This is a genomic window from Selenihalanaerobacter shriftii, from assembly GCF_900167185.1.
Taxonomy (GTDB): domain Bacteria; phylum Bacillota; class Halanaerobiia; order Halobacteroidales; family Acetohalobiaceae; genus Selenihalanaerobacter; species Selenihalanaerobacter shriftii.
Genome location: NZ_FUWM01000015.1, coordinates 24007 through 47093 on the forward strand (window position 1 = coordinate 24007; position 23087 = coordinate 47093).

Sequence of the window (23087 nt, forward strand, 5' to 3'; positions counted from 1 at the left end):
AGAGGGGGAGACTATGGTCTTAAGGGATAAATTCATTAAAAAAGATAGTAGTGAGGAAGAATCAGTTCTAATCTGCTCATCTACTCATCATATGTTGCAAGCAGACAGATTGTTAAGACAGCATAACTTTAAAGTAGAATTAGTACCAACTCCGAGAGGTATAGGTTCAGCGTGTACTACTGCTATTAGATTTGCTAAAAATTTAAAAGAAGAAATTAAAGATGTGATTATGGCTACTGATATTGATTGGAAGGGAATTTATGATATTGAAAAGAAGAATCGTTTAGAGGATTGGAAGGATATTTGGAATTTAGAAATCAACTCAAAATTTAGTAGAGTATTAAAAAAGATAGCTAAAGATGAAGTTTTAAATATATCAGAAATTAAAACACTTTTGAAAGCTAATAGAGAATCAGAATTGGAAGCTTTATTTTTAGCTGCTAATAGGATTAGAGAAGAAGCAGTTAAAGATACTGTTGATGTTAGAGCAGCAATTGAATTTTCGAATTACTGTCATAAGAATTGTAATTATTGTGGGTTAAGGCGAGAAAACAAAAATTTAACAAGATATAGGATGACAGAGGACGAAATCATTAAAGTTACTAAGGAAATATATGAGTTAGGTATTGAGACTGTCATTTTACAATCTGGAGAAGATCCATGGTATACTACAGATAAGATAGTAAAGATTATTCGGAGAATAAAAGAAGAGTTTGGGATGAAGATTACTTTAAGTTTGGGAGAAAGAACAAAAAAAGAATATAAAGTTTTTAAAGAAGCTGGCGCTGATAACTATTTATTAAAGATAGAGGCAGCTAATAAAGACTTATTTAATCAAATCCATCCTGATGATAATTATGAAGTTAGGTCTAAACATACTAAATGGCTTAAAGAATTAGGTTATATTACTGGTTCTGGGGGAATGATTGGTTTACCTAGCCAATCAATTGAAGATTTAGCTAAGGATATTCTATTTCAAAAAAAATATGGAATTCATATGATTGGAGTTGGACCTTTCTTGCCGGCAAATAATACTCCTTATGCAGAGTATAAATCTGGTGATTTGATAACTACTTTGAAAGTAGTAGCAGTAATGCGTTTAGTCTGTCAGAATGTATTTATTCCTGCTACTACTGCTATAGCTTCATTAGACTCAGAAGGTCAAGAGAAAGCATTAGAATCTGGAGCTAATGTAATTATGTTAATTATGACACCGCCTCAGTTAAGAGAAAATTATGAAATTTATAGTAATAAGAATATGGTCGATTTAGATTGGGCAGTAGAATCGATCATGGCTGCTAATAGAAAGATTCCAGAATATTTAAATTTGGATAAATTAAATAGAATAGATAGGAGTGAAGTCGATGCAAGATACACCACAGGCTAATAGATTGCATATTGCAATTTTAGGTCGAAGAAACGCAGGAAAATCCAGTTTAATTAATGCTTTAACTAATCAAGACTTAGCTGTAGTTTCTGAAATAGCCGGTACAACAACAGACCCTGTTTATAAGAAAATGGAAATTCTACCGATTGGACCGGTAGTAGTTATTGATACGGCAGGTATAGATGATGATGGTGAATTAGGAGAATTAAGAGTAAAAAAGACTAAAGAAGTATTAGGTAGAACAGATTTAGCTATCTTAGTTATAGACCCTATCATAGGAATAGATGAGTATGAAAAAGAATTATTGGCTGAAATTAATGAACGAGAGATTCCTATAGTTGGAGTAATTAATAAAGAAGATATAATTGAAGATTTAGATTTAAAATCGTTAATTAAAGAATTAGGAATTAAATTATTAAAAGTTAGTGCTAAAGAAGGAACAGGAATTGAAGTTTTAAAGAAAGAGATGGTAATGAAAGCACCAGAGAAATTTGAAGAACCATATATTATTGGTGATTTGATTGATTCACAGGATATAGTGGTTTTAGTCATTCCGATTGATGATGCTGCTCCTAAAGGGAGATTGATTTTACCTCAAACACAAACATTACGAGATATATTAGATAATGATGGCCAAGCGGTAGTAGTAAAGGAAAGCGAATTATCCCATGCTTTAACTACTTTAGATGTTAAGCCCAAAATGGTTGTTACTGACTCACAAGCGTTTAAGGAAGTAGAGCCTCAAGTATCAGATGATATTATGTTAACAGGTTTTTCTGTTTTATTTGCTCGTTATAAAGGTGATTTAAAAATATTAGTTAAAGGGGTTAAGAGCCTTAATAATTTACAAGTAGGAGATAAGGTTTTAATTGCTGAATCTTGTACTCATCATCGAACTAAGGTTGATATTGGAACAGTTAAAATTCCTAATTGGTTATCTAAGATGGCAGGAGGAAATTTAGAATTTGCTCATGTTGCAGGGCGCGAATTTCCTGAAGATTTAGATGAATATGATTTAATTGTTCAATGTGGAGGATGTATGACCAATAGAAAAGAAATATTATATAGGTTAAAAAAAGCAGATAGTTTAGGGGTACCCATTGTTAATTATGGTATGTTAATTGCCTACGTGAATGGGATTTTGGAAAGAGCATTAGAACCTTTTTCAGTAGATTTTTAATTAGTTTAATTATTATAGGAGGATAATGAATATATTTAGAGAAAGAGATATAATGATTGGAAAGGGTGATGATTTTGATTTACCTTGATAATGCTGCAACTTCATTTCCTAAGCCTGAATCTGTTTATAAAAAAATGGATAAATTTATGCGTAATAAAGGGGCTAATCCTGGTCGAGGAAGTCATAAATTAGCGGTTTCAGCTAGTAGAGAGATATTTTCTACGAGAGAGTTAGTAGCTAAATTTTTTAATATTGAAGATTCAGCTGAAGTAGTTTTTACTTTAAATACTACAGATGCTTTAAATTTAGGTATAAAAGGAAGTTTAGTTAAAGGTGACCATGTAATCACTAGTAGTATGGAGCATAACTCTGTTAGCCGACCATTAAAGCATTTAGAAAGAAAAAATAAAATTGAATTAAGTATAGTCGACTGTGATTCTAAGACAGGAGAGTTATCTGTTGTAGATATAGAGAAAGAGATTAGAGATGAAACTAAGTTAATAGTTATAACTCATGCTTCTAATGTAACTGGGACTTTAATGCCGATCAAAGAGATAGGAGAGTTAGCTGATCAGCATGGAATTCTATTTATGGTTGATGTAGCACAGACAGCAGGATTTTATCCAATAGATGTACAGGAATTAAAGCTAGACTTAATGGCTTTTCCGGGGCATAAAGGCCTATTAGGGCCACAAGGTACAGGAGGATTATATATTAGTCGAAAGTTAAAGTTAAAGAGTCAACGCCAAGGTGGAACTGGAAGTAATTCTGAGCTTATTTATCAACCTGAAATTATTCCTGATAAGTATGAAAGTGGGACTCCTAATGGTGTAGGGATTGTTGGATTAGGAGCAGGTATTGATTATATTCTAGAAAAAGGGATTGACAATCTACGTGAATATGAATTGGAATTAACTGAATACTTATTAAATGAGTTAGTTAAGATTCCACATGTTAATATTTACGGTCCGCAGGATATTAAGAAACAAGCTCCAGTAATTTCAATAAATTTAGGAGAGGAAGCTGCTTCTGAAATAGGATTTATTTTAGATAGTGCCTTTGATATTGGAGTAAGAACAGGGTTGCATTGTGCACCTTTAGCCCATGAAACATTAGGTACAATAGAGCAGGGTACTGTTAGAATTAGTGTAGGGAGTTTTAATACAAAATCTGATTGTGAAGCTTTATTAGAAGCTATTGAAGAGATTGCTAAAGAGGTGGATTAGCTTTTTATTTTGATAAAATTAAATTTAAAATAACAAATTTAGTAGGGGATGAATATTATGCAAGGTACAATTGTAAATACAGTAGCTATTATAGTAGGGGGGAGTTTAGGAGTAGTCCTTGGAAATAGATTTTCTGAGTCTTTAAAAATAACAGTAATGCAGGGGTTAAGTTTAGCTGTGTTATTAATTGGTGGTAGTATGGCTTTAGAAACAAACGATCCACGTATAGTTATTTTTAGTTTGCTAATTGGTGGAGTTATCGGAGAAACATTAAGTATTGAGCGTAGGTTAGATAATTTAGGTCAATGGATAGAAAATAAATTTAGTTCTCAAGATAGCAATGTAGCCCAGGCCTTCGTTAGAACTACTTTAGTATATTGTGTTGGAGCTATGGCGATTATGGGGGCAATACAAGATGGATTAACAGGAGATCCATCAACATTATATGCTAAGTCAATGTTAGATGGATTTTCTGCTATTGCTTTTGCTTCTACCATGGGTATTGGAGTTATTTTTTCATCAGTTGCCGTATTCTTATATCAAGGTATTATTACTCTATTGGCAAGTAGTGTGGAAGCTTTTTTAACTCCAAATATTATAGCTGAAATGACAGCTACTGGTGGTTTATTAATTATTGGGATTGCAATTAATATTTTAGAGATAGCAAAAATTAAAGTTGGGAACTTATTACCAAGTATCTTCGTTGCAGTTATATTAATGTTATTGAAATTAAATATTTAATATTTTTTTGGTTATTAAATATTAGAATATATACTATTAATTATTCAATTTAATATTCTTTGGTTTTCTATATAAGCAGATATCATCTTATAATAAGATGATATCTGCTTTTTATTTGTTAAAAAAATGTCGTTTTTTCATACCTAAAAAAGGAATTTATGATAATTCTGTGAATTACTTAAATAAGGGAAGTGTGAGATATATCACATGAAAAGGAGGGATTATGATGAAGGCTAAAGATGTTATGATTAAATCACCACCTACATTATCTCCAGATAATAAGATAAAAGATGCAATAGATACATATATTAATCACCAAGTGAACTGTATACCGATTTTAAATGATGATAATTATCCTATAGGAATACTAACTAATACTAGAGTGTTTGAATCGTTAAAGTCTAATTCTACAATTCAAACACCAATTAGAAAAGTGATGGAGACGAATATAGAGACTATAAATGAAAGTACTTCTGTAAAGAAATTATACAATTATCCTATAGGCAGATTACTCATATTGAATCAACAAGGACAGTTTAGTGGAATTGTAACAAAAATTAACTTAATTAAGACTGTTCATGAGAAGTTAGGGGAGAAGGAGGGTGAATTAAGCGCTTTACTTGAATCTATGAGTAATGGTGTTATTTCTATTGATTCTAAAGGTCTTATAACAATCTGTAGTCAAAAGTTAAAAGAAAAACTTGGGGTTAAGGGACAGGTTATTGGTAAAGGTATTGATGAATTATTTCCTGAATTGAACTTAAAAGAAATTATTAATCAAAATGGGTTTATTACTGAAAAAAGAGAGATTAATAATAATAGATTTATTATTAATAAAAGTGTGGTTAGAAAAGAGCAGACTCCTATAGGAGCAGTGGCAGTATTCCAATGTATATCTAGAATTGAGAATTTAGTTAATGAACTAAAGATAGTTAAGGAGTTAAACTCAGAGTTAGAAGCTGTAATAGATCTTTCTTATGATGGAATAATTGTTACAGATAAAGAGAAAGTATTACGCGTAAATCAAGGTTTTGAAAGAATTACAGGGGTTAAGTCAAAAGAGTTAATAGGCAAACAAATCTCTGATTTAGAACTTATAACTCCACAATTAGAACTTGTAGAGAAAATTCATGAAAGAAAAGAACCAATTACTGTTATGCAAGAGATTAATGGTGATAATAAGGTGTATATTACAGGGAAACCAGTCTTAGATGATGAAAGAAAAGTTACCAAAATAATATTTAATTTAAGGGATATGACCGAACTTAATAATTTAAAAGAAGTAGTTGAAGAGACAAAAAGCCTTAACCGTAGATATCATTCTGAATTAGAGGAGTTAAGGAGTAAGCAATTAGATTTTGATAATATTATTGCTGAGAGTACAAAAATGAAAGAAGTATTACAGAGAGTAAGAAGAGTTTCCACAGTGGAGGCTACAGTTCTAATTACAGGAAAATCTGGTGTAGGAAAGGGAATGATAACTAAATTAATTCATAAGTTAAGTGATCGGGCTAATAAACCATTTATTGAAGTGAACTGTGGAGCTATTCCTGCTAACTTATTGGAGTCTGAGCTTTTTGGATATGAATCTGGATCTTTTACTAATGCTAAAGAAGGAGGTAAAGTCGGATTATTTGAGGCTGCTAATAATGGTACATTATTTTTAGATGAAATTGGAGAATTACCTTTAGAACTTCAAGTTAAGTTACTAAAAGCATTAGAAGAAGAAAAAATTTATCCGATTGGAAGTACTGAACCTGTTCATGTTGACGTTCGAATTTTAGCTGCCACCAATCAGAACTTGTGGAATATGACAGAGCAAGGTGAATTTCGTAGAGATTTATTCTATCGCCTTAATGTCTTACCAATTGAAATACCACCATTATGTCAACGAAAGGAAGATATAGCTCCTTTAATCTATCATTTCTTAAATAATTTTAATCAAAAGTACAATACTAATAAACAAATTTCTGAAGGTGCTTGGGATGTATTACTCTCTTATACTTGGTCAGGAAATATTAGAGAATTAAAGAATACTATTGAAAGATTGGTAATAATGGTAGAAGGAGATTCTATTTTATCAAAACACCTTTCAGGTATACTACATAATGAAGATAAGCAGAAGGAACAAAGTGATTTAGAAATTAATCGTATTATACCATTAAAAGAAGCTAAGCAAAGAGTTGAAAAAGATTTATTGAAATTAGCATTGAATGGTGATGCTTCAACAAGAGAAGCTGCAAAGTATTTAGGAGTGCATCATTCTACTATTGTTCGAAAGGCACAAAAGTTTGGAATTACATTAAATAATTAAAGTTATTTTATTTATGTATCAGTTTTATATAAGAAGGGGGGATTGTGTTGGGAGAGACAATTAATCAGTATGCAGTTTGGTTTTTAGGAATGGCATTAGTTTATACTTTATTATTAATTGTAATTGGTAGGAAAGCTAAAAAACTTGCCCAAGATGATGTAGGATACTTCTCGGGTAATCGTAATTTTGGAGCTTGGCATGTAGCCGTATGTATTACTGGTTTATTCTCTGGTTCATCATTTGTAGCTATTTTAGAGTTATCATATAATTATGGTCTATCTGCTATTTGGTATGGTATAGCAGAAAGTCTTCATGTTTTTATTATTGCTTTCTTTTTATTATCATCTTTTAGAGAGAAACTAGTAGTAACTATTTCTGGGTTAATTGGCAAAAAGTATGGAGAATTGGCTAGTATTATTTCAGGATTAATTACAGCAATTACCTTTCCTATGTGGTCGACTGCTACTGCTTTAGCTTTTGCATCTGCATTACATGTTTTTACTGGACTATCTCTTCATTTATCTGTTATTTTTACAGCTTTATTATTATTTTTATATTTAAGATCTGGTGGGATGTGGGCTTTAGGTTATACTCAAATTTTGAATGTGATAGTTTCATTTATTATGTTTGGAGTAGGTTTTTATGCTTTATTAATTGAGCCTGGTCTTGATGGATTAGCTAATTTTGTGACAACACATCCTGAGTATCTATCTCCAGATAGTATTGGTTTGCAAAAAATTATTGTTTGGTTTGCAACATTTATTATTAATACTTTCTTAGCTCAAGCTTGTTTCCAAATGGCTACAGCATGTAAGACTGTAGAAGAAGGAAGGAAAGGTTTATATATTGCATTAATTTTAGATATATTTTTTATGATTTTTGGAGTACTTTTTGGGATGGCAGCTGTAATTAAATTTCCTTATCTTGATAAAGGGTTGGTAGCTTTTCCATTATATTTAAAATCTGTTTTACCTCCGCCTCTAGTAGGAATATTTGGATTAGGAATCTGGGCTTGTGCTTTAGGCTGGGGAGCTCCTTGTCAGTTTTCAGGAGCTACTAGTCTAGGAAAAGATGTCTTAGGGAAATTAAGTTCTAATGATGATAATATGACAGATATAAGATATACAAAGATTTCTTTATTAGTTTTAACATTATTAATGATTTGTTATAGTCTATTAAGATCTGAAGCTTCAGCTTGGTGGAATGTGTTTGCTTGGGTAGTAAGAAATTCAGCCACTTTTTCACCAGTGATAGCTGCTCTCTTTTGGCCAGTAGCTACTAAGAGAGGGGTAATTTATGCAATGATTACTGGATTTTTATCAGGGATTATGTGGAATTATTTAGGTGGGTGGGATATTATTCATTTTTATTTAAATATACATCCAATCTGGATTGGAATGTCAGTTAATATTATATTTTTAGTTTGTATCAGTTTATGGGATAACTTTTCAAACATTAAATTTAAATTGAAGAAGAAAAAAACTATTCTTTTATTTATATTAGGTTTTGTTGGATTACTTACCTTAGGTGTAAACCATTGGTATATGTTATATATTAAAGGGTTATTAGGATTAGTAAGCTTTAGTTTAATATTTATAAGTTTTATATTGGTAATCTTGACTACAGAGATTAATTTGAAAGTTTAAAGTGTTGGTGACATATAGCACCAGTTGGTGCAACTTAGCACCACAACATTACACCTTGTATATTGTAATATATTTCACGAATTATCGCATTTTTATTCACATAATCATCACAAAAAGGTCAAATTTTAATCATAATTATACTATATATTTATTATTTCTACATATTTTTCTAAATCAGCGGTGAGATAGTGCACCAATATAAGAAGTTGTAAATATATATATATAAATTAAAATAAATTAGTTTATCTACGTAAGAACCTTTGGTTATAGGGTTCTTACTTATTTTTATAGCCTTTTTTTGTAATAAGGATCAGTTTGGAATAGAAATTGCATTTATATAATAGTGAATTAAATCACTTGCATAAAAACTAAGGAGGGGATCAAATGAGAAGAAAAAGTTTAGCGATAGTGTTGGTATTAAGTCTTTTATTTACTTTTACTATTGGGGTTGTTGCTAGTGAGGAAAAGATTAAGCCACCTCAGAAAGATTGGCCATTACCATTTCCGGTGGTTTCTCAAGATGAGGTTAAAATGCCGCGAAATGCTACATTACTTCCTGATAATCCAGAATATGTTGCAGATTTACCAGGGTTTATCAATAATAAAGTAATGGTTAATGATTATGGCAAAAAGGTTCCTAAGTATGATGGAGTAGTAATTCGAGGAAGTAAGGTTATGAACAATATGATTATTATTCCACCAGGAGGGCTATATTATATGGCTGACACATGGAGGGGAATGCTTCCATTATTAGGAGAGTATGAGTATATAGCAGGTAATAAGTATTATTACTTAGACTTTGATCAAGTGGTAGCAGTTAAAGATGATGTAACTATTAAACCAGGTGAGAGAGTTGCTGTAGGAGATCAAATTTATACATTTACTTCTGCTGTAGGTCATGAATCAACTATGGCTAATGTAAATATGACAGTAAATACTTTACACGGGGTTGACTGGGCTTTTGCTGGATTAAGTCCTGGGATCTTATCTTTTAATGAAGATAATTGGTTTGAAAAAGGATTTGAATTAGGATATGCACAAGGTAAAGCCAAGAAAGTAGGTAAGAAAGCTGTTAATTTCAATTATTTAAGTGGAACTTACTTTAGAGGAATGAGAATGGCTAAGAATAGAGTCTATAAAGATTGGGCAGTAGAAGGCAAGAAAATTACTGCTGGAGATTATGAGATTAATGTTGCTAGTGTATCAAAAGGTGCATCTACTATTCAAATATTAAAGAATGGAAAAGTTAAAGCAGAAAAAGAACTAGGTAACATTAAACACCCAAAGAGATTAATTGAAGACACTAATACTCGTGAAAAGTTAATCATGAAGCATGATGAAGTAACAGTAGTTCTTGATCCATGGACTGGTCCAACTAAGAATGGAAAAGCTTATCTAAAAGTATATAGTGGAAGCTTTAATATTAAAGCTGGAGAATCATATCCATTCGATAAGCGATTTGAAACTTACCCAATTGCTTGTCCAGTTGGACATTTATTTGGAACTATGATTACTAATAAGAAGTCTATTATCTTACGTGGTGATGGTAGTACTTTCAAAGGTCCAGAAGGTTACTTCAAAATTGTAGTTGATAATGTGGAAGGAAATACAGTGAAGGCTTGGCATATAGAAGATAAGCAAGGAAATAAATCAATTAAATTAGGTGGAAAGAAGAATACAGATATAGATTTAATAGCCGGTCAAGGTCGAGCAGTAGTTGGTTTATTAACTCCAAAAGGTAAGACGTTACTATCAGACCTTTATGATAAAGTTAAAGAAGCACAAAAGTAATAAAATTAAATTAGTGAAGGGAAGGAGGATTTAGCTTGAAACGAAAATTTAAAGTTAGTTTAATACTAATATTAATGCTTTTGGTTTTTATGTCCTTAGCAGTTAATGCATCTGAGAAAGGATGTTTAGATTGTCATAGTGATCAAGAATATTTAAAATCTAAAGAAGATTCAAAAGTATATGTTTCTCAAAAGAAATTTAATAAGGACACACATGCTATGTTTGGTTGTGTTACTTGTCATCAAGGTAACTTATCTGCTAGTTCAAAGGAAGAGGCTCATCAAAATTTAATTTCTAAGCCAGGTACATCTAATAAAGCAGAAGAGACTTGTGGTCAATGTCATACTGACATTTCTCATCGATTTGAGAAATCTTTACACGGAACTGCTCGGGGTCAAAAGAATGGTGCGGTTCATTTATTAGGAGAAGAAGTAGGTACACAGACTTGGAATGATTACTGTGCAAGGTGCCATGCTGATTGTTCAGACTGTCATCTTAAGGAAAAAGATGATCAAGGTAATATGGTAACAGCTGTTGATAGTCATAACTTTAAGCAGCCAACAACATCTAATTGTGTAGACTGTCATAGTCAAACAGGATTTAGTTATGTTGGATGGGGTGAAGAATATCCAGAAAGTGTACATTCTAAAGCAGGTTTAGAGTGTGTAGACTGTCATGGTGAAGAACAGATGCATGGTGATGGTGAAGTACATCAATCAATGACTGAGGTTGTTGATAATAATTGTGCAGACTGTCATGATAATAAAAAGAAGGAATACAATGGATTACCAGTTAATCAATTTAATGAATATTCATATCCACATGCAACTCATAAAGATGACTTAGACTGTTCAGCATGTCATACAGATTGGTATATGAACTGTCAAGAAGGTTGTCACTTAGAAGAACCACCTAAATATACTGTTGGTGAACTTACATCAGATGATTTCTATTTAGGTAGATATGAGGGTAAGGTATATACTATGACTAAGACACCTTTACCAACTTATCCAGAGGTTCCAAATAAAGATGTACCGGGCCATGCATGGGTAGTTAAAGTAAGACATAGTTGGAGTGATAAAGCAAAGAGTTGTGAAACTTGTCATACTAATAAGAAAATTTATCCGCAAAAGTTACCTACTATCAAAGGTAAATTAATTAAAAAAGAGACAGTTGATAGAATTTATATTGATAAAGAACGATTTAAAAATAGTGTTCACGGTATGCTAGGGTTAGAATGTGCAGATTGTCATCAAGTAGATAGAACAGCTAAATGTATAGATTGTCATAGTATAGAAAATATTAAGCCAATAATTGAGACTGCTGATAAAGCAAATGAGGCTAAAGGAGACCTAAAAGAGAAACTTGATAAGATTAGAAAAGAGTTTCATTATAATCCTGGTGAAGCTAATTCATCATTGAAAGAATTAAATTAAAATTCTGATTTTATTAAAGGAGGGCTAGTTTGATGGTTAATTCTAAAAAGTACTTAATAGTAAGTTTAGCATTACTACTAATCTTGTTTTGTAGTCAACTTACTCTTTATGGAGCTGATTATTCATCCTTAAGTAAGAATAAACTACTAGAGAAATATAAGAGTTTAAAAGCAGAATTTACAGATTTAAAAGCTAAATATACTAATTTAGTTGATGATTATGGAAAATTAAAAGTTAAATATGATGAATTAAAAGATAGAGTTAAAGATGGTAATTTAAAAGAGGATAAGAAAGAACCTAGTACTAAGAAAGCTCCAACTGGATGTTAATTAAATAAGTAATTGTATATTACCCCTCGGCTTAGTCATAAGTCGAGGGGTTTTTATATTAATTACTAATTAATATAATATATGGTAATCAACAAATAATAAGTTTGTTTTAGTATTAAAAAGAGAAAGAGGAAATTTGTTTTTTGTGTTGAATAAAAGATATGAGGAAGGGAAGATTTAGATAAGTAAAAGGTATTTTTGAAATAGATTAATCATAGAAATAAATTTAAATAATATAAGTTTTCAGGAGGAGTAAAGTATGTCTTATGATAAACAAAAAAAGCAAATTACAATTAAGATTATTCCTCATGTTGACGGTAAATTAATTAGTTTTAAAATTTCTAAATTTTTATTTAAATCAATAATTACTTTTTTATTAACTATTTTGTTAGTAAGTAGTTTAGGATTTTTATTTTATTATAATCAGAATTCAAAATCTGTAAAAATAATCAATAATTTAAAGCATGTTAAATATAAAAATGAAGAATTAAAAAACAAGTTACATATTTTATCAAAAGAATCACAAAAATTAAAGGCTGAATTTAAAGAAATTCAGGATACTAATCAAGAGATAAAACGCCTAATTAATTATGATAGTGATAATACTCAAGTGAATAAAAAAACAAGTGTTGGATCAGACATTGATAGTCGACCGACAATTGCTAATCAAAATTATCAACTTAATTTAGGTAAGAATAATAACCAAATAGTAAATAACACAGAAAATAGATTAGCGGAATTAAAGGCATTATTACCAAAAAAGAAGATAGAGTTAAAAGAGTTAAAAGACTCTGTAATTAAGTATAAAGATTATTTAGCTGCTAAACCGACAGGGTGGCCGCTTAAAGCTAAGGAAAAGAGAATAACTTCCTACTTTGGATATCGTACTCACCCTGTCACTGGGGAACGTACTATACATGAAGGTTTAGATATTGGAGTTTGGTATGGAACTAAGGTATATGCTACTGGAGCTGGTAGAATAACTCATTCTGGGTGGAAGGGTGGTTATGGAAAAGCGGTTATCATAGATCATGGATATGGTCTTAAGACTATTTATGCACATAATCGAAGATTAAATGTTAGAGTAGGAGATAAAGTTAAGCGCGGGGATATTATCGCTTATTCAGGGAATTCTGGTCGCAGTACTGGTCCGCATTTACATTATGAAATCACAATTAATGGTAAACCTATAGATCCATTACCTTATATTAAATAAAGATATAGTAAATTTAAGGAGGAAGGATAATGTTATTTGGTAGCAAAAAGAAAAAAAAGAAAAAGAGACAACAGAGACAACAGAGAGAGAAATTGAATTCAAACGATATGGAGACTATAATTGGAAAAGGGACAAAAATCGAAGGGACTATTGAGACAGAGACTTCATTAAGAGTGGATGGTGCATTAAATGGCAAGTTAAAATCGCAAGGTGATGTAGTAGTTGGGGAAGATGGGGTGTTAGAGGCGGATATAGAAGCAAAGAATATAACAGTAGCAGGTAGTATAACGGGTAATGTTATCGCTAGTGGAAAGTTAGTAATCGTTTCTACTGGAAAGTTAATTGGAGATATTAAGATTGCTAATTTAATTGTAGAAGATGGAGCTGTCTTTAAAGGACAGAGTGAATCTAGGACAGCTACTACCAAGCGTTTTAATAAGAATGAGACTGAAGAAAATGATAGTAAAGCAGTCAATGATACTAAAGCTAAAGCAAAGGATGATTTTAAAAGGAAAAAGAAAATGAGGAAAAAATCTTAGCAGTAAATAATTTAGTTTATATAGTTGACACTTCTAATGCTCCAATTAATACCTCTAGAGATTAATTTAGCCATCTTAAAGACTAGACTTAGCCGAGTACTTTGGAGGACCATATATTCCATGTATCCACCAATGTTAACTAATCCAGTAATATGCATATCTCCAATAGGTGGTAAATCCTTATTTACTCCTGAACCTGGTTTGAGAGGACCAGGTTTTACTGTAACGGACCCTACGCTACTATTTTTACCTAATCCAGCATCAATAGCTAGAATAAAAGGGTTAAAGTATTCTTGTTCAATTAATTCTATCTGCTCTTGTAAATTTCTAGCATGAACAGGTTCATCCAAAGTGCCAAAGACTGGAATATTAGTTGTGATTAATCTAGTCAATTTGCTCCCAATTAGCGGACCTAAAGCATCCCCAGTAGAACGGTCAGTACCTATACATAAAATAACAATTTGGTTAGTGTCTGAATATAATTCTTTTAGAGTATAAATAATTATTTTTTTTAATTTATTAGCTGCTAAAGGATTATCTATATGTACTCTATTTTCTTTTTTAGAAAGTTTATTCTTGTTTAGTTTTGATTTTTTGGTTAATCTTTTTTCTTTTGATGAAGCATTAGCACACCTGTTACAGACAGTTTTAGTATTGTTGAAAAATTCTAAATCCATTATTTGTCGACCACATCCCTGACAAGTAATAGCTTGAAAGTTTCCCAAGTTAAGCCCCCCTAATTATTAAAAAAGTCTTAATTTAATATATGTAAAAGAGGAGGATAATAAACTGTTAAATGTTGGTGTTTAATTTTAATAAAGCGTAAAACAAGGGAATATAATTAGGTGTAACGAAGTTTTAGGGGGAAACAGGAAATGATTGAAGATTATAAAGCTATTTTCTTAATTGCTACTACATATGTTGGGGCTGTGATTGGAGCTGGTTTTGCCTCAGGACAGGAAATACTACAATTCTTCACTTTACAAGGTGGGTGGGGATATTTAGGTATTATCATATGTGGAGCTTTATTTGGGATTTTGGGGTATATAATTTTTACTATTAGTTTACAGTTTAATTTAAGTACTTATGATCAATTATTTTATAGACTTGGAGATAAAATGTTAGGTAAATTTGCTGATTTAATTATTTTGTTATTTTTATTTGGTAGTTTTATAGTAATGTTATCTGGTAGCGGTGAAATATTCTTTACTTATTTTCAGTTGAATAAGAATTTTGGTATTGTTTTAACTCTTATTATTATAATTTTTGCAATTAAGTTTGGAATTCAGGGAGTTATGAATTTAAATATAGTTTTAATTCCTGGATTAGTTATAATTATATCTATAACTTTTCTTTTGAATGTAGATACCAATCTTAATCTAAATTCTTATGATAATTTACTATTTAATAATTGGTTTTTTCATGCTATTATTTATGTTATTTATAACTTCTTTTTAGCACTCCCAATCTTAGTTGCAATTCCTACTCAAATTAATCAAAAAAGTCTTTTGAAAAAAGGAAGTTTTCTAGCAGGAGGCATATTAGCTATATTAGCGTTAATTATTAATACTTTATTGGTTCAGAATTTGGAATTAATTAAAGAAAGTCAAATACCTATTTTAGAAATTTTAAATTATCAAGATAATAACATATATATATTATACTCTTTAGTATTATGGTTAGCTATGATTACTACAGCCACTAGTAGTTTATATGGTTTAATTACAAGACTAAAAGAACGTTATTTTATTTCAGAGAATAGATTATTAATTATTGTAATTGCTTTAAGTTTTATATTAGCTAGATTTCGTTTTGGTATCTTAGTGGCTACAGTTTATCCAGTACTAGGTAATGTTGGTGGATTAATTATTTTATATTTATTTTTTAACTATATAAAACAGAGAATCATTATTTAATAATTTAGATTGGCTTAAGGATAGGGGTATTAATTAATAGGAAAAGGGTAAAAATAATAATTAGGATTTATTTCAAGGATTAGTACTAGAGTTAAAAAGGTTTAGTTAAATAATATTAAAATGTTTAAGGTAAAGGGTTGTCAGGGGGAAGATAAATATGACGTTAGAAAAAGTATTTAATGACTTAATTCAGATAGTCAAACAGTCTGTTTCACCGAAAAATTTAATATTAATTGGTATTTCAATCTTACAATTAGCAGGTATTATGGTTTTAGGTAATATATTAAAAAAATTAGGGTATATGTTAGTAGATAAAGTTTTAAAGCAAAGTAAAGGTGAGTGGAGTGGAATCAGTGACCAACGGGCAAAGACACTAAATTCTCTAGTTAAGAGTGTTATTCGTTATGTAATTTATTTTTTAGGTATAACTATGGGACTAGAAGTATTAGGAATTCCAACTTCATCTATATTAGCTGGTGCTGGAATAGTTGGTTTAGCTGTTGGTTTTGGGGCTCGGAGTTTAGTACAAGATATAATTACTGGTTTTTTCATACTTTTTGAAAATCAATTTGGAGTTGGGGATCATATTGAAACAGCTGGTGTGTCAGGAATTGTAGAAGCAATAGATCTACGTATTACTAGAATTAAGAGTTTTGATGGTGACTTATATATTCTTCCCAATAGTCAAATTAAGATGGTAACTAATTATACAGCTGATAATAGTAGAGTCTTAGTTGATGTAGGTATAGGTTATGATGAGGATGTTACTGAAGTGATTAGTATGTTAAATGATTATTGTGAAAAGTTAGCTGAAGATATGACGGATATTAAAGAAGGTCCTAGAGTTTTAGGAGTAGAAGAATTAGCAGGTTCTAGTGTAGTTTTAAGGATATTAGCTTGGACGCCACCTTTAGAAAAATGGCAGGTTGCTAGGGAATTAAAGAGAAGGATAAAGGAGAAATTAGAAGAAGAGGGTATAGAAATACCTTATCCTAAACGGGTGGTTATCACTGAAAGTAATGAACAGGAGGAGTATTAATGAAATTTAATGTAGGGGAAGTAGTTAGTTTTAGAAAGGAGCACCCTTGTGGAGAAGATAAATGGGAGATAATGAGAACAGGGATGGATTTTAGAGTGAAATGTGTAGGATGTGGGCGAGTAATTATGCTTCCACGTAAGAAATTTGAAAAGAATTTTAAAGAAAGGGTAGAGGAATAGCTATTTAATTTTAAATATGAGAGATATTGATCATAGGTTAATCTTGCAAATAAATCCAGTTTAAGTTATAATCATTGTTGTGATTAAATTTTAAATAATTAAAGGGGATGTTATTGGATATGGGAATGACATGTGGTATTGTAGGTTTACCAAATGTAGGTAAATCTACATTATTTAATGCAATTACGGAAGCAGGTGCAGGAGCAGAAAACTACCCTTTCTGTACTATAGATCCAAATGTAGGTATAGTTGATGTTCCAGATAAAAGATTAGATGTATTGACTGAAGTTATTGATCCTAAAGAGAGTATACCAACAGCTATTGAATTTGTTGATATTGCTGGTTTAGTAAAGGGAGCTAGCAAAGGAGAAGGCTTAGGAAATAAGTTTTTATCTCATATTAGAGAAGTTGATGCTATTGCACATGTAGTGCGTTGTTTTGATGATTCAAATATTACTCATGTTGAAGGAGATTTAGATCCGATTCGAGATATTGAAACTATCAGCATGGAGTTAATATTGGCTGACTTAGAAACGATGGAAAAGAGAGCTGAGAAGACAGAGAAAATGTTAAAGACTGGGGAGAAAAAGTATAAAGAAGAGATGGAAGTTTTAGAAAAGATTATAGGAACTTTAGAGGATGGCAAGCCAGTGAGAAGCTTGAATTTATCCTTTGAAGAAAAGGATATAATTAGAGATTGTCATTTATTAACTATTAAACCAATTCTTTATGTAGCTAATGTAGGTGAAGATGAGATTGGTGAAGAAGATAATAAGCATGTACAAGCTGTTAGAGATTATGCAGATAAAGAAGAGGCGGCTGTAATTACTGTAAGTGCTAAATTAGAAGCAGAAGTGGCTGAATTAGAGGGAGCAGAAGAAGAACTCTTTTTAGAGGAATTAGGGATTGAAGAATCTGGTCTAGATAAGTTGATTAGAGCTGGCTATAAATTATTAGGTTTGATTACTTTCTTTACTGCCGGTGAAAAAGAAGTAAGAGCATGGACAGCAGAGGAAGGTTCTACAGCTCCAGAAGCTGCTGGTAAGATTCATACTGATATGCAGAAAGGATTTATTAGAGCAGAAGTTATCAGTTATGAAGATTTAATAGAGGTTGGATCTTTTGCTAAAGCTAGAGACGAAGGTTTATTGAGATTAGAAGGGAAAGATTATATAGTTAAGGATGGAGATGTTTGTTATTTTAGATTTAATGTTTAAGATTTGCATTTTGTAAATGAAGATGTTATAATACTTTCATATCCATGCTCTATCCTGATAAAGGGAGGGCCTTATGTCCAAGTGGGGGAGGTGAAGAGATAATGCGTAAGTATGAAACAATCTTTATTATAAATCCTGATTTAGATGATGAAGCAACTGAAGCTATAGTAGAAAAAGTTGAAGATACTCTTAATAATACTAAAGGTGAAATTACTAATTTAGATAAATGGGGAACTAAAAAGTTAGCTTATGAAGTAGAAGATCATAAAGCTGGTTATTACACAGTTGTTAAGTTTGAAGGTGAGGCTGACACTGTAAATGAATTACAAAGAATTTATAGAATAAATGATAATATCTTAAAGTTCTTAATTTTACGTGATGAAGAGTAATTTTGAAATTTAAGGTGGTGCTTTTAATTGCTTAATAAGATAATCTTAATTGGACGGCTAGCTCAAGATCCAGAATTACGATATACTCCTAATGGAGTAGCTGTGTCTAACTTTAGTATAGCAGTTGAACGTCCCTTCACGAATAAAAGTGGAGAGAAAGACGTAGATTTTATTGATATAGTTGTTTGGAGAAAGCAGGCCGAGAATTGTGCAAACCACCTAGGAAAAGGAAGACTAGTTGCAGTAGAAGGACGTTTACAGATTAGAAGTTATGAGAATAATGAGGGTCAACGTAGGAGAGTTTCTGAAGTTGTAGCTAATAATGTTAAGTTCTTAGATTGGCCTGATGATGATAATCGCCAGGGACAAGCTTCTAATAATAATACTGACCAAGATGATATAGATGTCCCATTTTAGAATTAGATAAGGAGGTAAACTAAATGGCACGTGGTAGAAATAAGTCGTGTGACTTTTGTGCTAACAAAGTTGAGCATATAGATTATAAAGATGTTAATAGATTAGAAAAGTATATCACAGATCGTGGTAAGATTATACCACGCAGAATTTCTGGGAACTGTGCTCGTCACCAGAGACAGTTAACTCAAGCAATAAAGAGATCTAGAAATATTGCTTTATTACCTTTTACAATTAATTAAAAGAACTAAAACAGAGAGGAATTTCCTCTCTGTTTTTTTATCTTAAGCAGGAAAATGTATTTCTCTCAAGAAATTATCTTAATAGAAAATAAGTTTTAGGGGGAGCTACATGAGAGAGTATAACTTTAAGAATAATAAGAATAATATTACTAAAAATTTAAAAGTAATAGAATGGCTAAAGAGTGAATTATTAGGTAGTGTCTCACATTTATTTAAAGTAATGTTAAAAGGGAATCAGGACAAAATAATTGGTACCTTAGCTAATTTAATAATTTCTACTTATTTATTAGCCAAGAGGTTAGGTATTTCTCCAGAAAGATTGGAGAGGAAAGTTAAGGATAATTTACGAGAGAATATAGACCAGAAGCATCAGATCGAAGAATGGTATGGTGATTTAAGTTTATTACTGAAGCACTTGGTCAAAAGAAAATAGGTGAAAGGAGATAAAAGTTTTGGCAAAATTTGAAACGAAGGCATTAGTTGAAGGGGCTTTATTTAGTGCTATAACTGTAGTCTTGTCATTGTTTGGTTTTTATTTACCACCCCCATTTGGAATTGCTATAATTTTAACTTTACCAGTTCCCATTATAATTTTAGGAGTAAGACAAGGTAGTAAGACTAGTATTTTATCTACTATAATAAGTGCAATTATTTTAGGTATTATTGTTAATCCATTTATGGTTTTAATTGTATTACTTAGTTTTGGTTTAACTGGAGTAGTTTTGGGGGCAGCTTTTGAAGAAAATTTCTCTCCATTTAAAATTATTGCTGTATCTATTGTAACTTCTATTCTATCAACAATACTGATAATTGGAGTGAATTTGTATTTTCTTGATTTTGATGTTACTAATGCTTTTAATACTGCCTTAGAGCAATATAAACAGTTAGGGCTTGACCAAGCAACTATGAAACAACTAGAAACGATAATTAATGATATGCAGAAGATGTTTAAGATATTTTTCCCTTCTATCATTTTAGCAGCCAGTTCAGTTAAAGGTTTAATTAATTATTACATAGCTTTACCTGTGCTAAATAGATTAGGTTATGATTTTGATACTCCTACTCCTTTTGCGAGATGGAGACTTCCTAAATATATAATTTTGGGTTATATATTAGGGATACTTTTAATTAGTAATAGTTTTGGGAAGAATATTTATTTTATATTTAATTTCGTATATTTAATCCAGGGGTTGGCGGTGGCAGCTCATTACTTAAAACGGTTAAATATTTCTAATGTAGTTCAAAAAGTGATCTTGTTTATCTTAGCAATTATTCCAATAAACCAAATTTTAGCTTTTGTAGGAATTTTAGATCAATGGTTTGATTTTAGGAAGTTAGAAGACTAAATTTTAAGTTAATGCTTCTAAAGTTGGATTAATGCTTCTAATCTTAGGATTAATTACTAGTCTATTAATGTTGTTAATTATTCAAGGATATTATATAATTTAAGAAGGAGGAATTAGGTATGAAGGTTATTTTAAAAGAAGACGTTAAAAGTTTAGGTGAAAAAGGTGAAATAGTTAAAGCAGCTGATGGGCATGCTCGTAATTATCTATTGCCAAGAGGTTTAGCTGTTGAGGCTAGTGGTACTGAATTAGCTAAGTTAAAAGAGAAGGAAAAGGCTAAAAAACGTCAGAAAGAACAAGAACTAGAAGAAGCTAAAGGAAAAGCAGCTGAATTAGAAGATGTTATTCTAGAAATTTCAGTTAAAGCAGGTGAAACTGGTAAATTATTTGGTTCAGTAACTACTAATGATATTGCAGATACTATTCAAGAGCAAGTAGGAATTAAGATAGATAAACGTAAGGTTGAATTAGAGGATTATATTAAGTCTTTAGGGACTAAAAAAGTTTCAATTAACCTACATAAGGATGTCTCTGCTACAGTAAAAGTTAAAGTTACTGAAGCATAGAAAGGGGTTAAGATGAAGAAAAGTATATTACAGAAATTACTTATAGAGGAAAAGGATAGCCTAGCATTTGATCAATTAAAGGAAGAGCAGTTGCAGTATCAAGTAACTGCTCTCTTTGAACTTTTATCAGAGTTTTATGGGGCTGATAAATTAGTTTTAAAGGCAGGGAAATTAGATGCTTTAGATTTGATGGAATCAGACTCAGTTATTGATCAATTAGTGGCTATGGAAAGAATTATTTATGAAGATCCTACTATTGAAAAATTGGATATAGAGGATAAAGATTTAAAAGAATTATTAGCTGATATAGAAGAAGAAGTTACTGGGTTATTCATAAAAAGAACAGTTAATGAAAGAGTGGAGAAAAAGATAACTCAAAAGATGCAGGAGAGACATGAAGAGTACCTCAAAGAGATAAAGAAGGAAATTCTTGAAGAAGAAAGCGGTACTGTTGATAATCCCCAAACTCTAAAAAAATATGGTGAATTAGAGAAATTGGAAAGCCAAGGATTAGTTAAATCAGCTATGGAAGTATTGCGTCCTGCTAGCTTAGAGGAAATAGTTGGTCAAAAGAGTGCTATTAAAGCTTTGTTATCTAAGTTAGCTTCACCTTTTCCTCAACATATAATTATTTATGGACCACCTGGAGTAGGTAAAACAACTGCTGCTAGATTAGCCTTAGAAGAAGCTAAAGAGATGTTCCATACTCCTTTTAATAAAGAGGCTGATTTTGTAGAGGTAGATGGTACTACTTTACGTTGGGATCCAAGAGAAGTTACTAATCCTTTATTAGGATCAGTTCATGATCCAATTTATCAAGGGGCTAGTAAGAATTTAGTCGATGGTGGAGTTCCAGAACCTAAAACAGGATTAGTAACAGAGGCTCATGGTGGAGTACTCTTTATAGATGAAATCGGTGAATTGGATTCTATGTTACAAAATAAACTTTTAAAAGTATTAGAAGATAAGCGAGTTTATTTTGAGTCATCTTATTATGATCCTAGTGATAAGAATGTTCCCCAATATATTAAGAAATTATTTGAAGAAGGAGCGCCGGCTGATTTTGTTTTGATAGGTGCTACTACTCGCTCACCAAGTGAGATTAATCCAGCATTACGCTCACGGGCTGTTGAGGTGTTTTTTGAACCTTTACAAAGAGAAAGCATTGAAAAGATTGTGGAAAATGCTCAAGGTAAATTAAAAGTAGATATGGATGGAAAAGTTTCAAATTTAATTAGTCAATATACTATTGAAGGACGGAAAGCAGTAAATATTTTAGCTGATGCTTACGGTATGGTTTTATATGAAGCTGAAGTTGAAGAAAGAGAAAAGACAGATATTAAAATTAATAAAGAGGATATCTATAAAGTAGTTCAGACTAGTAGATTAACTCCTTATCAACAAAAAAAGGTTAGTACTAGTCCAGAGGTTGGAAAAGTCTTTGGTCTAGGGGTGAGAGGATTTTTAGGTAGTGTATTGGAGATTGAAGCTATTGCTTTCCCAGCAGCCCAGGAGAATAAAGGTCAAATAAGATTTAATGAGACGGCTGGGAGTATGGCCAAAGATGCTGTCTTCAATGCGGCTTCAGTTGTCAGAAAGATAACAGGAGAAGATATAAGTAATTATGATCTTCATATTAATGTAGTCGGTGGTGGACAGATAGATGGTCCTTCGGCAGGCTTAGCGATTGTCTTAGCCATTATTAGTGCTATACAAGAAGAACCAATTAGACAGGATATAGCCATTACTGGTGAAGTTTCGATTCGTGGTAAGGCAAAGCCGGTAGGTGGAATTGTAGAAAAAATTTATGGAGCTAAACAAGCAGGAATTAAAGAAGTCTTTCTTCCATATGCTAACCGTAAGGAAGTGCCAAAAAATGAGACAGAAGTAAAGATTAACCTAATTAAAGATGTTGAAGAAATATTACAAGAAGTATTAGTTACTAAAGAAGAACGGGTTGGTTAAAGGAGGGAT

Annotated in this window: 23 protein-coding genes; 22 read left to right on the forward strand and 1 reads right to left on the reverse strand. The window is 31.3% G+C overall.

Annotation, left to right across the window (positions count from 1 at the left end):
• Nucleotides 1–13 precede the first annotated feature (13 nt).
• From hydE to B5D41_RS09075, 11 genes are all read left to right on the forward strand, one after another.
• A complete protein-coding gene (gene hydE / locus B5D41_RS09025) occupies nt 14–1387 on the forward strand; it encodes a [FeFe] hydrogenase H-cluster radical SAM maturase HydE (RefSeq protein ID WP_078810304.1) in 1374 nt (457 codons plus the stop codon).
• The gene (gene hydF / locus B5D41_RS09030) at nt 1365–2567 is read left to right on the forward strand and encodes a [FeFe] hydrogenase H-cluster maturation GTPase HydF (protein WP_078810305.1); all 1203 of its coding nucleotides are present in this window, start codon (nt 1365–1367) and stop codon (nt 2565–2567) included. Before hydE ends, hydF begins: the two co-directional genes overlap by 23 nt.
• 74 nt (nt 2568–2641) lie before the next feature.
• Entirely contained in the window at nt 2642–3793 is a 1152-nt protein-coding gene (locus B5D41_RS09035) for an aminotransferase class V-fold PLP-dependent enzyme (RefSeq protein WP_078810349.1), read from the forward strand.
• 57 nt (nt 3794–3850) lie between these two features.
• Nucleotides 3851–4534, forward strand: coding sequence for a DUF554 domain-containing protein (locus B5D41_RS09040; RefSeq protein ID WP_078810306.1), 684 nt, complete (start codon nt 3851–3853; stop codon nt 4532–4534).
• Between the two features lie 226 nt (nt 4535–4760).
• Entirely contained in the window at nt 4761–6848 is a 2088-nt protein-coding gene (locus B5D41_RS09045; protein ID WP_159442927.1) for a sigma 54-interacting transcriptional regulator, read from the forward strand.
• Nucleotides 6849–6895: 47 nt separating this feature from the next.
• Nucleotides 6896–8494, forward strand: coding sequence for a sodium:solute symporter family protein (locus tag B5D41_RS09050; RefSeq protein ID WP_200806451.1), 1599 nt, complete (start codon nt 6896–6898; stop codon nt 8492–8494).
• Between the two features lie 384 nt (nt 8495–8878).
• Nucleotides 8879–10285, forward strand: coding sequence for a hypothetical protein (locus tag B5D41_RS09055; protein ID WP_078810308.1), 1407 nt, complete (start codon nt 8879–8881; stop codon nt 10283–10285).
• A gap of 35 nt (nt 10286–10320) precedes the next feature.
• Nucleotides 10321–11721 carry a cytochrome c3 family protein gene (locus B5D41_RS09060; RefSeq protein WP_078810309.1) on the forward strand — a complete coding sequence of 467 codons (1401 nt, stop codon included), beginning with the start codon at nt 10321–10323 and terminating at the stop codon, nt 11719–11721.
• Nucleotides 11722–11753: 32 nt separating this feature from the next.
• Complete coding sequence (locus B5D41_RS09065) at nt 11754–12050, forward strand: guided entry of tail-anchored proteins factor 1 (protein ID WP_078810310.1); 297 nt, start codon at nt 11754–11756, stop codon at nt 12048–12050.
• Between the two features lie 259 nt (nt 12051–12309).
• Nucleotides 12310–13266 carry a M23 family metallopeptidase gene (locus B5D41_RS09070; RefSeq protein WP_078810311.1) on the forward strand — a complete coding sequence of 319 codons (957 nt, stop codon included), beginning with the start codon at nt 12310–12312 and terminating at the stop codon, nt 13264–13266.
• Nucleotides 13267–13295: 29 nt separating this feature from the next.
• Nucleotides 13296–13805, forward strand: a complete 510-nt coding sequence (locus B5D41_RS09075; RefSeq protein WP_078810312.1) for a bactofilin family protein — start codon at nt 13296–13298, stop codon at nt 13803–13805.
• Nucleotides 13806–13816: 11 nt separating this feature from the next.
• Here B5D41_RS09075 and yyaC read toward each other — a convergent pair whose 3' ends face one another.
• Entirely contained in the window at nt 13817–14530 is a 714-nt protein-coding gene (gene yyaC, locus B5D41_RS09080) for a spore protease YyaC (protein ID WP_234983924.1), read from the reverse strand.
• Nucleotides 14531–14680: 150 nt separating this feature from the next.
• Here yyaC and B5D41_RS09085 point away from each other — a divergent pair, with 150 nt between their 5' ends.
• The 11 genes from B5D41_RS09085 to lonC all read left to right on the forward strand — a co-directional run bounded on the left by B5D41_RS09085 (nt 14681) and on the right by lonC (nt 23078).
• Nucleotides 14681–15721: a YkvI family membrane protein gene (locus B5D41_RS09085; RefSeq protein WP_078810313.1), complete on the forward strand. Its 1041-nt coding sequence runs from the start codon at nt 14681–14683 to the stop codon at nt 15719–15721.
• Between the two features lie 157 nt (nt 15722–15878).
• Nucleotides 15879–16760, forward strand: a complete 882-nt coding sequence (locus B5D41_RS09090) for a mechanosensitive ion channel family protein (RefSeq protein ID WP_078810314.1) — start codon at nt 15879–15881, stop codon at nt 16758–16760.
• Entirely contained in the window at nt 16760–16939 is a 180-nt protein-coding gene (locus tag B5D41_RS09095) for a DUF951 domain-containing protein (RefSeq protein ID WP_078810315.1), read from the forward strand. The genes B5D41_RS09090 and B5D41_RS09095 overlap by 1 nt, the downstream gene beginning before the upstream one ends.
• A 119-nt stretch (nt 16940–17058) precedes the next feature.
• Complete coding sequence (gene ychF / locus B5D41_RS09100; RefSeq protein WP_078810316.1) at nt 17059–18156, forward strand: redox-regulated ATPase YchF; 1098 nt, start codon at nt 17059–17061, stop codon at nt 18154–18156.
• Between the two features lie 101 nt (nt 18157–18257).
• Nucleotides 18258–18545, forward strand: coding sequence for a 30S ribosomal protein S6 (gene rpsF, locus B5D41_RS09105; protein ID WP_078810317.1), 288 nt, complete (start codon nt 18258–18260; stop codon nt 18543–18545).
• 27 nt (nt 18546–18572) lie between these two features.
• Nucleotides 18573–18962, forward strand: a complete 390-nt coding sequence (locus tag B5D41_RS09110; protein ID WP_078810318.1) for a single-stranded DNA-binding protein — start codon at nt 18573–18575, stop codon at nt 18960–18962.
• Between the two features lie 23 nt (nt 18963–18985).
• Nucleotides 18986–19201: a 30S ribosomal protein S18 gene (gene rpsR, locus B5D41_RS09115; protein WP_078810319.1), complete on the forward strand. Its 216-nt coding sequence runs from the start codon at nt 18986–18988 to the stop codon at nt 19199–19201.
• A gap of 109 nt (nt 19202–19310) precedes the next feature.
• On the forward strand, nt 19311–19634 hold the full coding sequence (locus B5D41_RS09120; RefSeq protein ID WP_078810320.1) for a MazG-like family protein: 324 nt from the start codon (nt 19311–19313) through the stop codon (nt 19632–19634).
• A gap of 19 nt (nt 19635–19653) precedes the next feature.
• The gene (locus tag B5D41_RS09125) at nt 19654–20547 is read left to right on the forward strand and encodes a YybS family protein (protein WP_159442928.1); all 894 of its coding nucleotides are present in this window, start codon (nt 19654–19656) and stop codon (nt 20545–20547) included.
• A gap of 119 nt (nt 20548–20666) precedes the next feature.
• Nucleotides 20667–21113, forward strand: a complete 447-nt coding sequence (rplI, locus tag B5D41_RS09130) for a 50S ribosomal protein L9 (protein WP_078810322.1) — start codon at nt 20667–20669, stop codon at nt 21111–21113.
• A 12-nt stretch (nt 21114–21125) separates the two neighbouring features.
• The gene (gene lonC / locus B5D41_RS09135) at nt 21126–23078 is read left to right on the forward strand and encodes a Lon family ATP-dependent protease (RefSeq protein WP_078810323.1); all 1953 of its coding nucleotides are present in this window, start codon (nt 21126–21128) and stop codon (nt 23076–23078) included.
• Nucleotides 23079–23087 lie beyond the last annotated feature (9 nt).

Coding starts and splice junctions, on each gene's coding strand:
- B5D41_RS09090 (WP_078810314.1), top strand. CDS start 15,879: ATGACGTTAGAAAAAGTATTTAATGACTTAATTCAGATAGTCAAACAG.
- B5D41_RS09070 (WP_078810311.1), top strand. CDS start 12,310: ATGTCTTATGATAAACAAAAAAAGCAAATTACAATTAAGATTATTCCT.
- B5D41_RS09065 (WP_078810310.1), top strand. CDS start 11,754: ATGGTTAATTCTAAAAAGTACTTAATAGTAAGTTTAGCATTACTACTA.
- B5D41_RS09055 (WP_078810308.1), top strand. CDS start 8,879: ATGAGAAGAAAAAGTTTAGCGATAGTGTTGGTATTAAGTCTTTTATTT.
- rpsF (WP_078810317.1), top strand. CDS start 18,258: ATGCGTAAGTATGAAACAATCTTTATTATAAATCCTGATTTAGATGAT.
- ychF (WP_078810316.1), top strand. CDS start 17,059: ATGGGAATGACATGTGGTATTGTAGGTTTACCAAATGTAGGTAAATCT.
- rplI (WP_078810322.1), top strand. CDS start 20,667: ATGAAGGTTATTTTAAAAGAAGACGTTAAAAGTTTAGGTGAAAAAGGT.
- B5D41_RS09040 (WP_078810306.1), top strand. CDS start 3,851: ATGCAAGGTACAATTGTAAATACAGTAGCTATTATAGTAGGGGGGAGT.
- rpsR (WP_078810319.1), top strand. CDS start 18,986: ATGGCACGTGGTAGAAATAAGTCGTGTGACTTTTGTGCTAACAAAGTT.
- lonC (WP_078810323.1), top strand. CDS start 21,126: ATGAAGAAAAGTATATTACAGAAATTACTTATAGAGGAAAAGGATAGC.
- hydF (WP_078810305.1), top strand. CDS start 1,365: ATGCAAGATACACCACAGGCTAATAGATTGCATATTGCAATTTTAGGT.
- B5D41_RS09085 (WP_078810313.1), top strand. CDS start 14,681: ATGATTGAAGATTATAAAGCTATTTTCTTAATTGCTACTACATATGTT.
- hydE (WP_078810304.1), top strand. CDS start 14: ATGGTCTTAAGGGATAAATTCATTAAAAAAGATAGTAGTGAGGAAGAA.
- B5D41_RS09045 (WP_159442927.1), top strand. CDS start 4,761: ATGAAGGCTAAAGATGTTATGATTAAATCACCACCTACATTATCTCCA.
- B5D41_RS09095 (WP_078810315.1), top strand. CDS start 16,760: ATGAAATTTAATGTAGGGGAAGTAGTTAGTTTTAGAAAGGAGCACCCT.
- B5D41_RS09075 (WP_078810312.1), top strand. CDS start 13,296: ATGTTATTTGGTAGCAAAAAGAAAAAAAAGAAAAAGAGACAACAGAGA.
- B5D41_RS09120 (WP_078810320.1), top strand. CDS start 19,311: ATGAGAGAGTATAACTTTAAGAATAATAAGAATAATATTACTAAAAAT.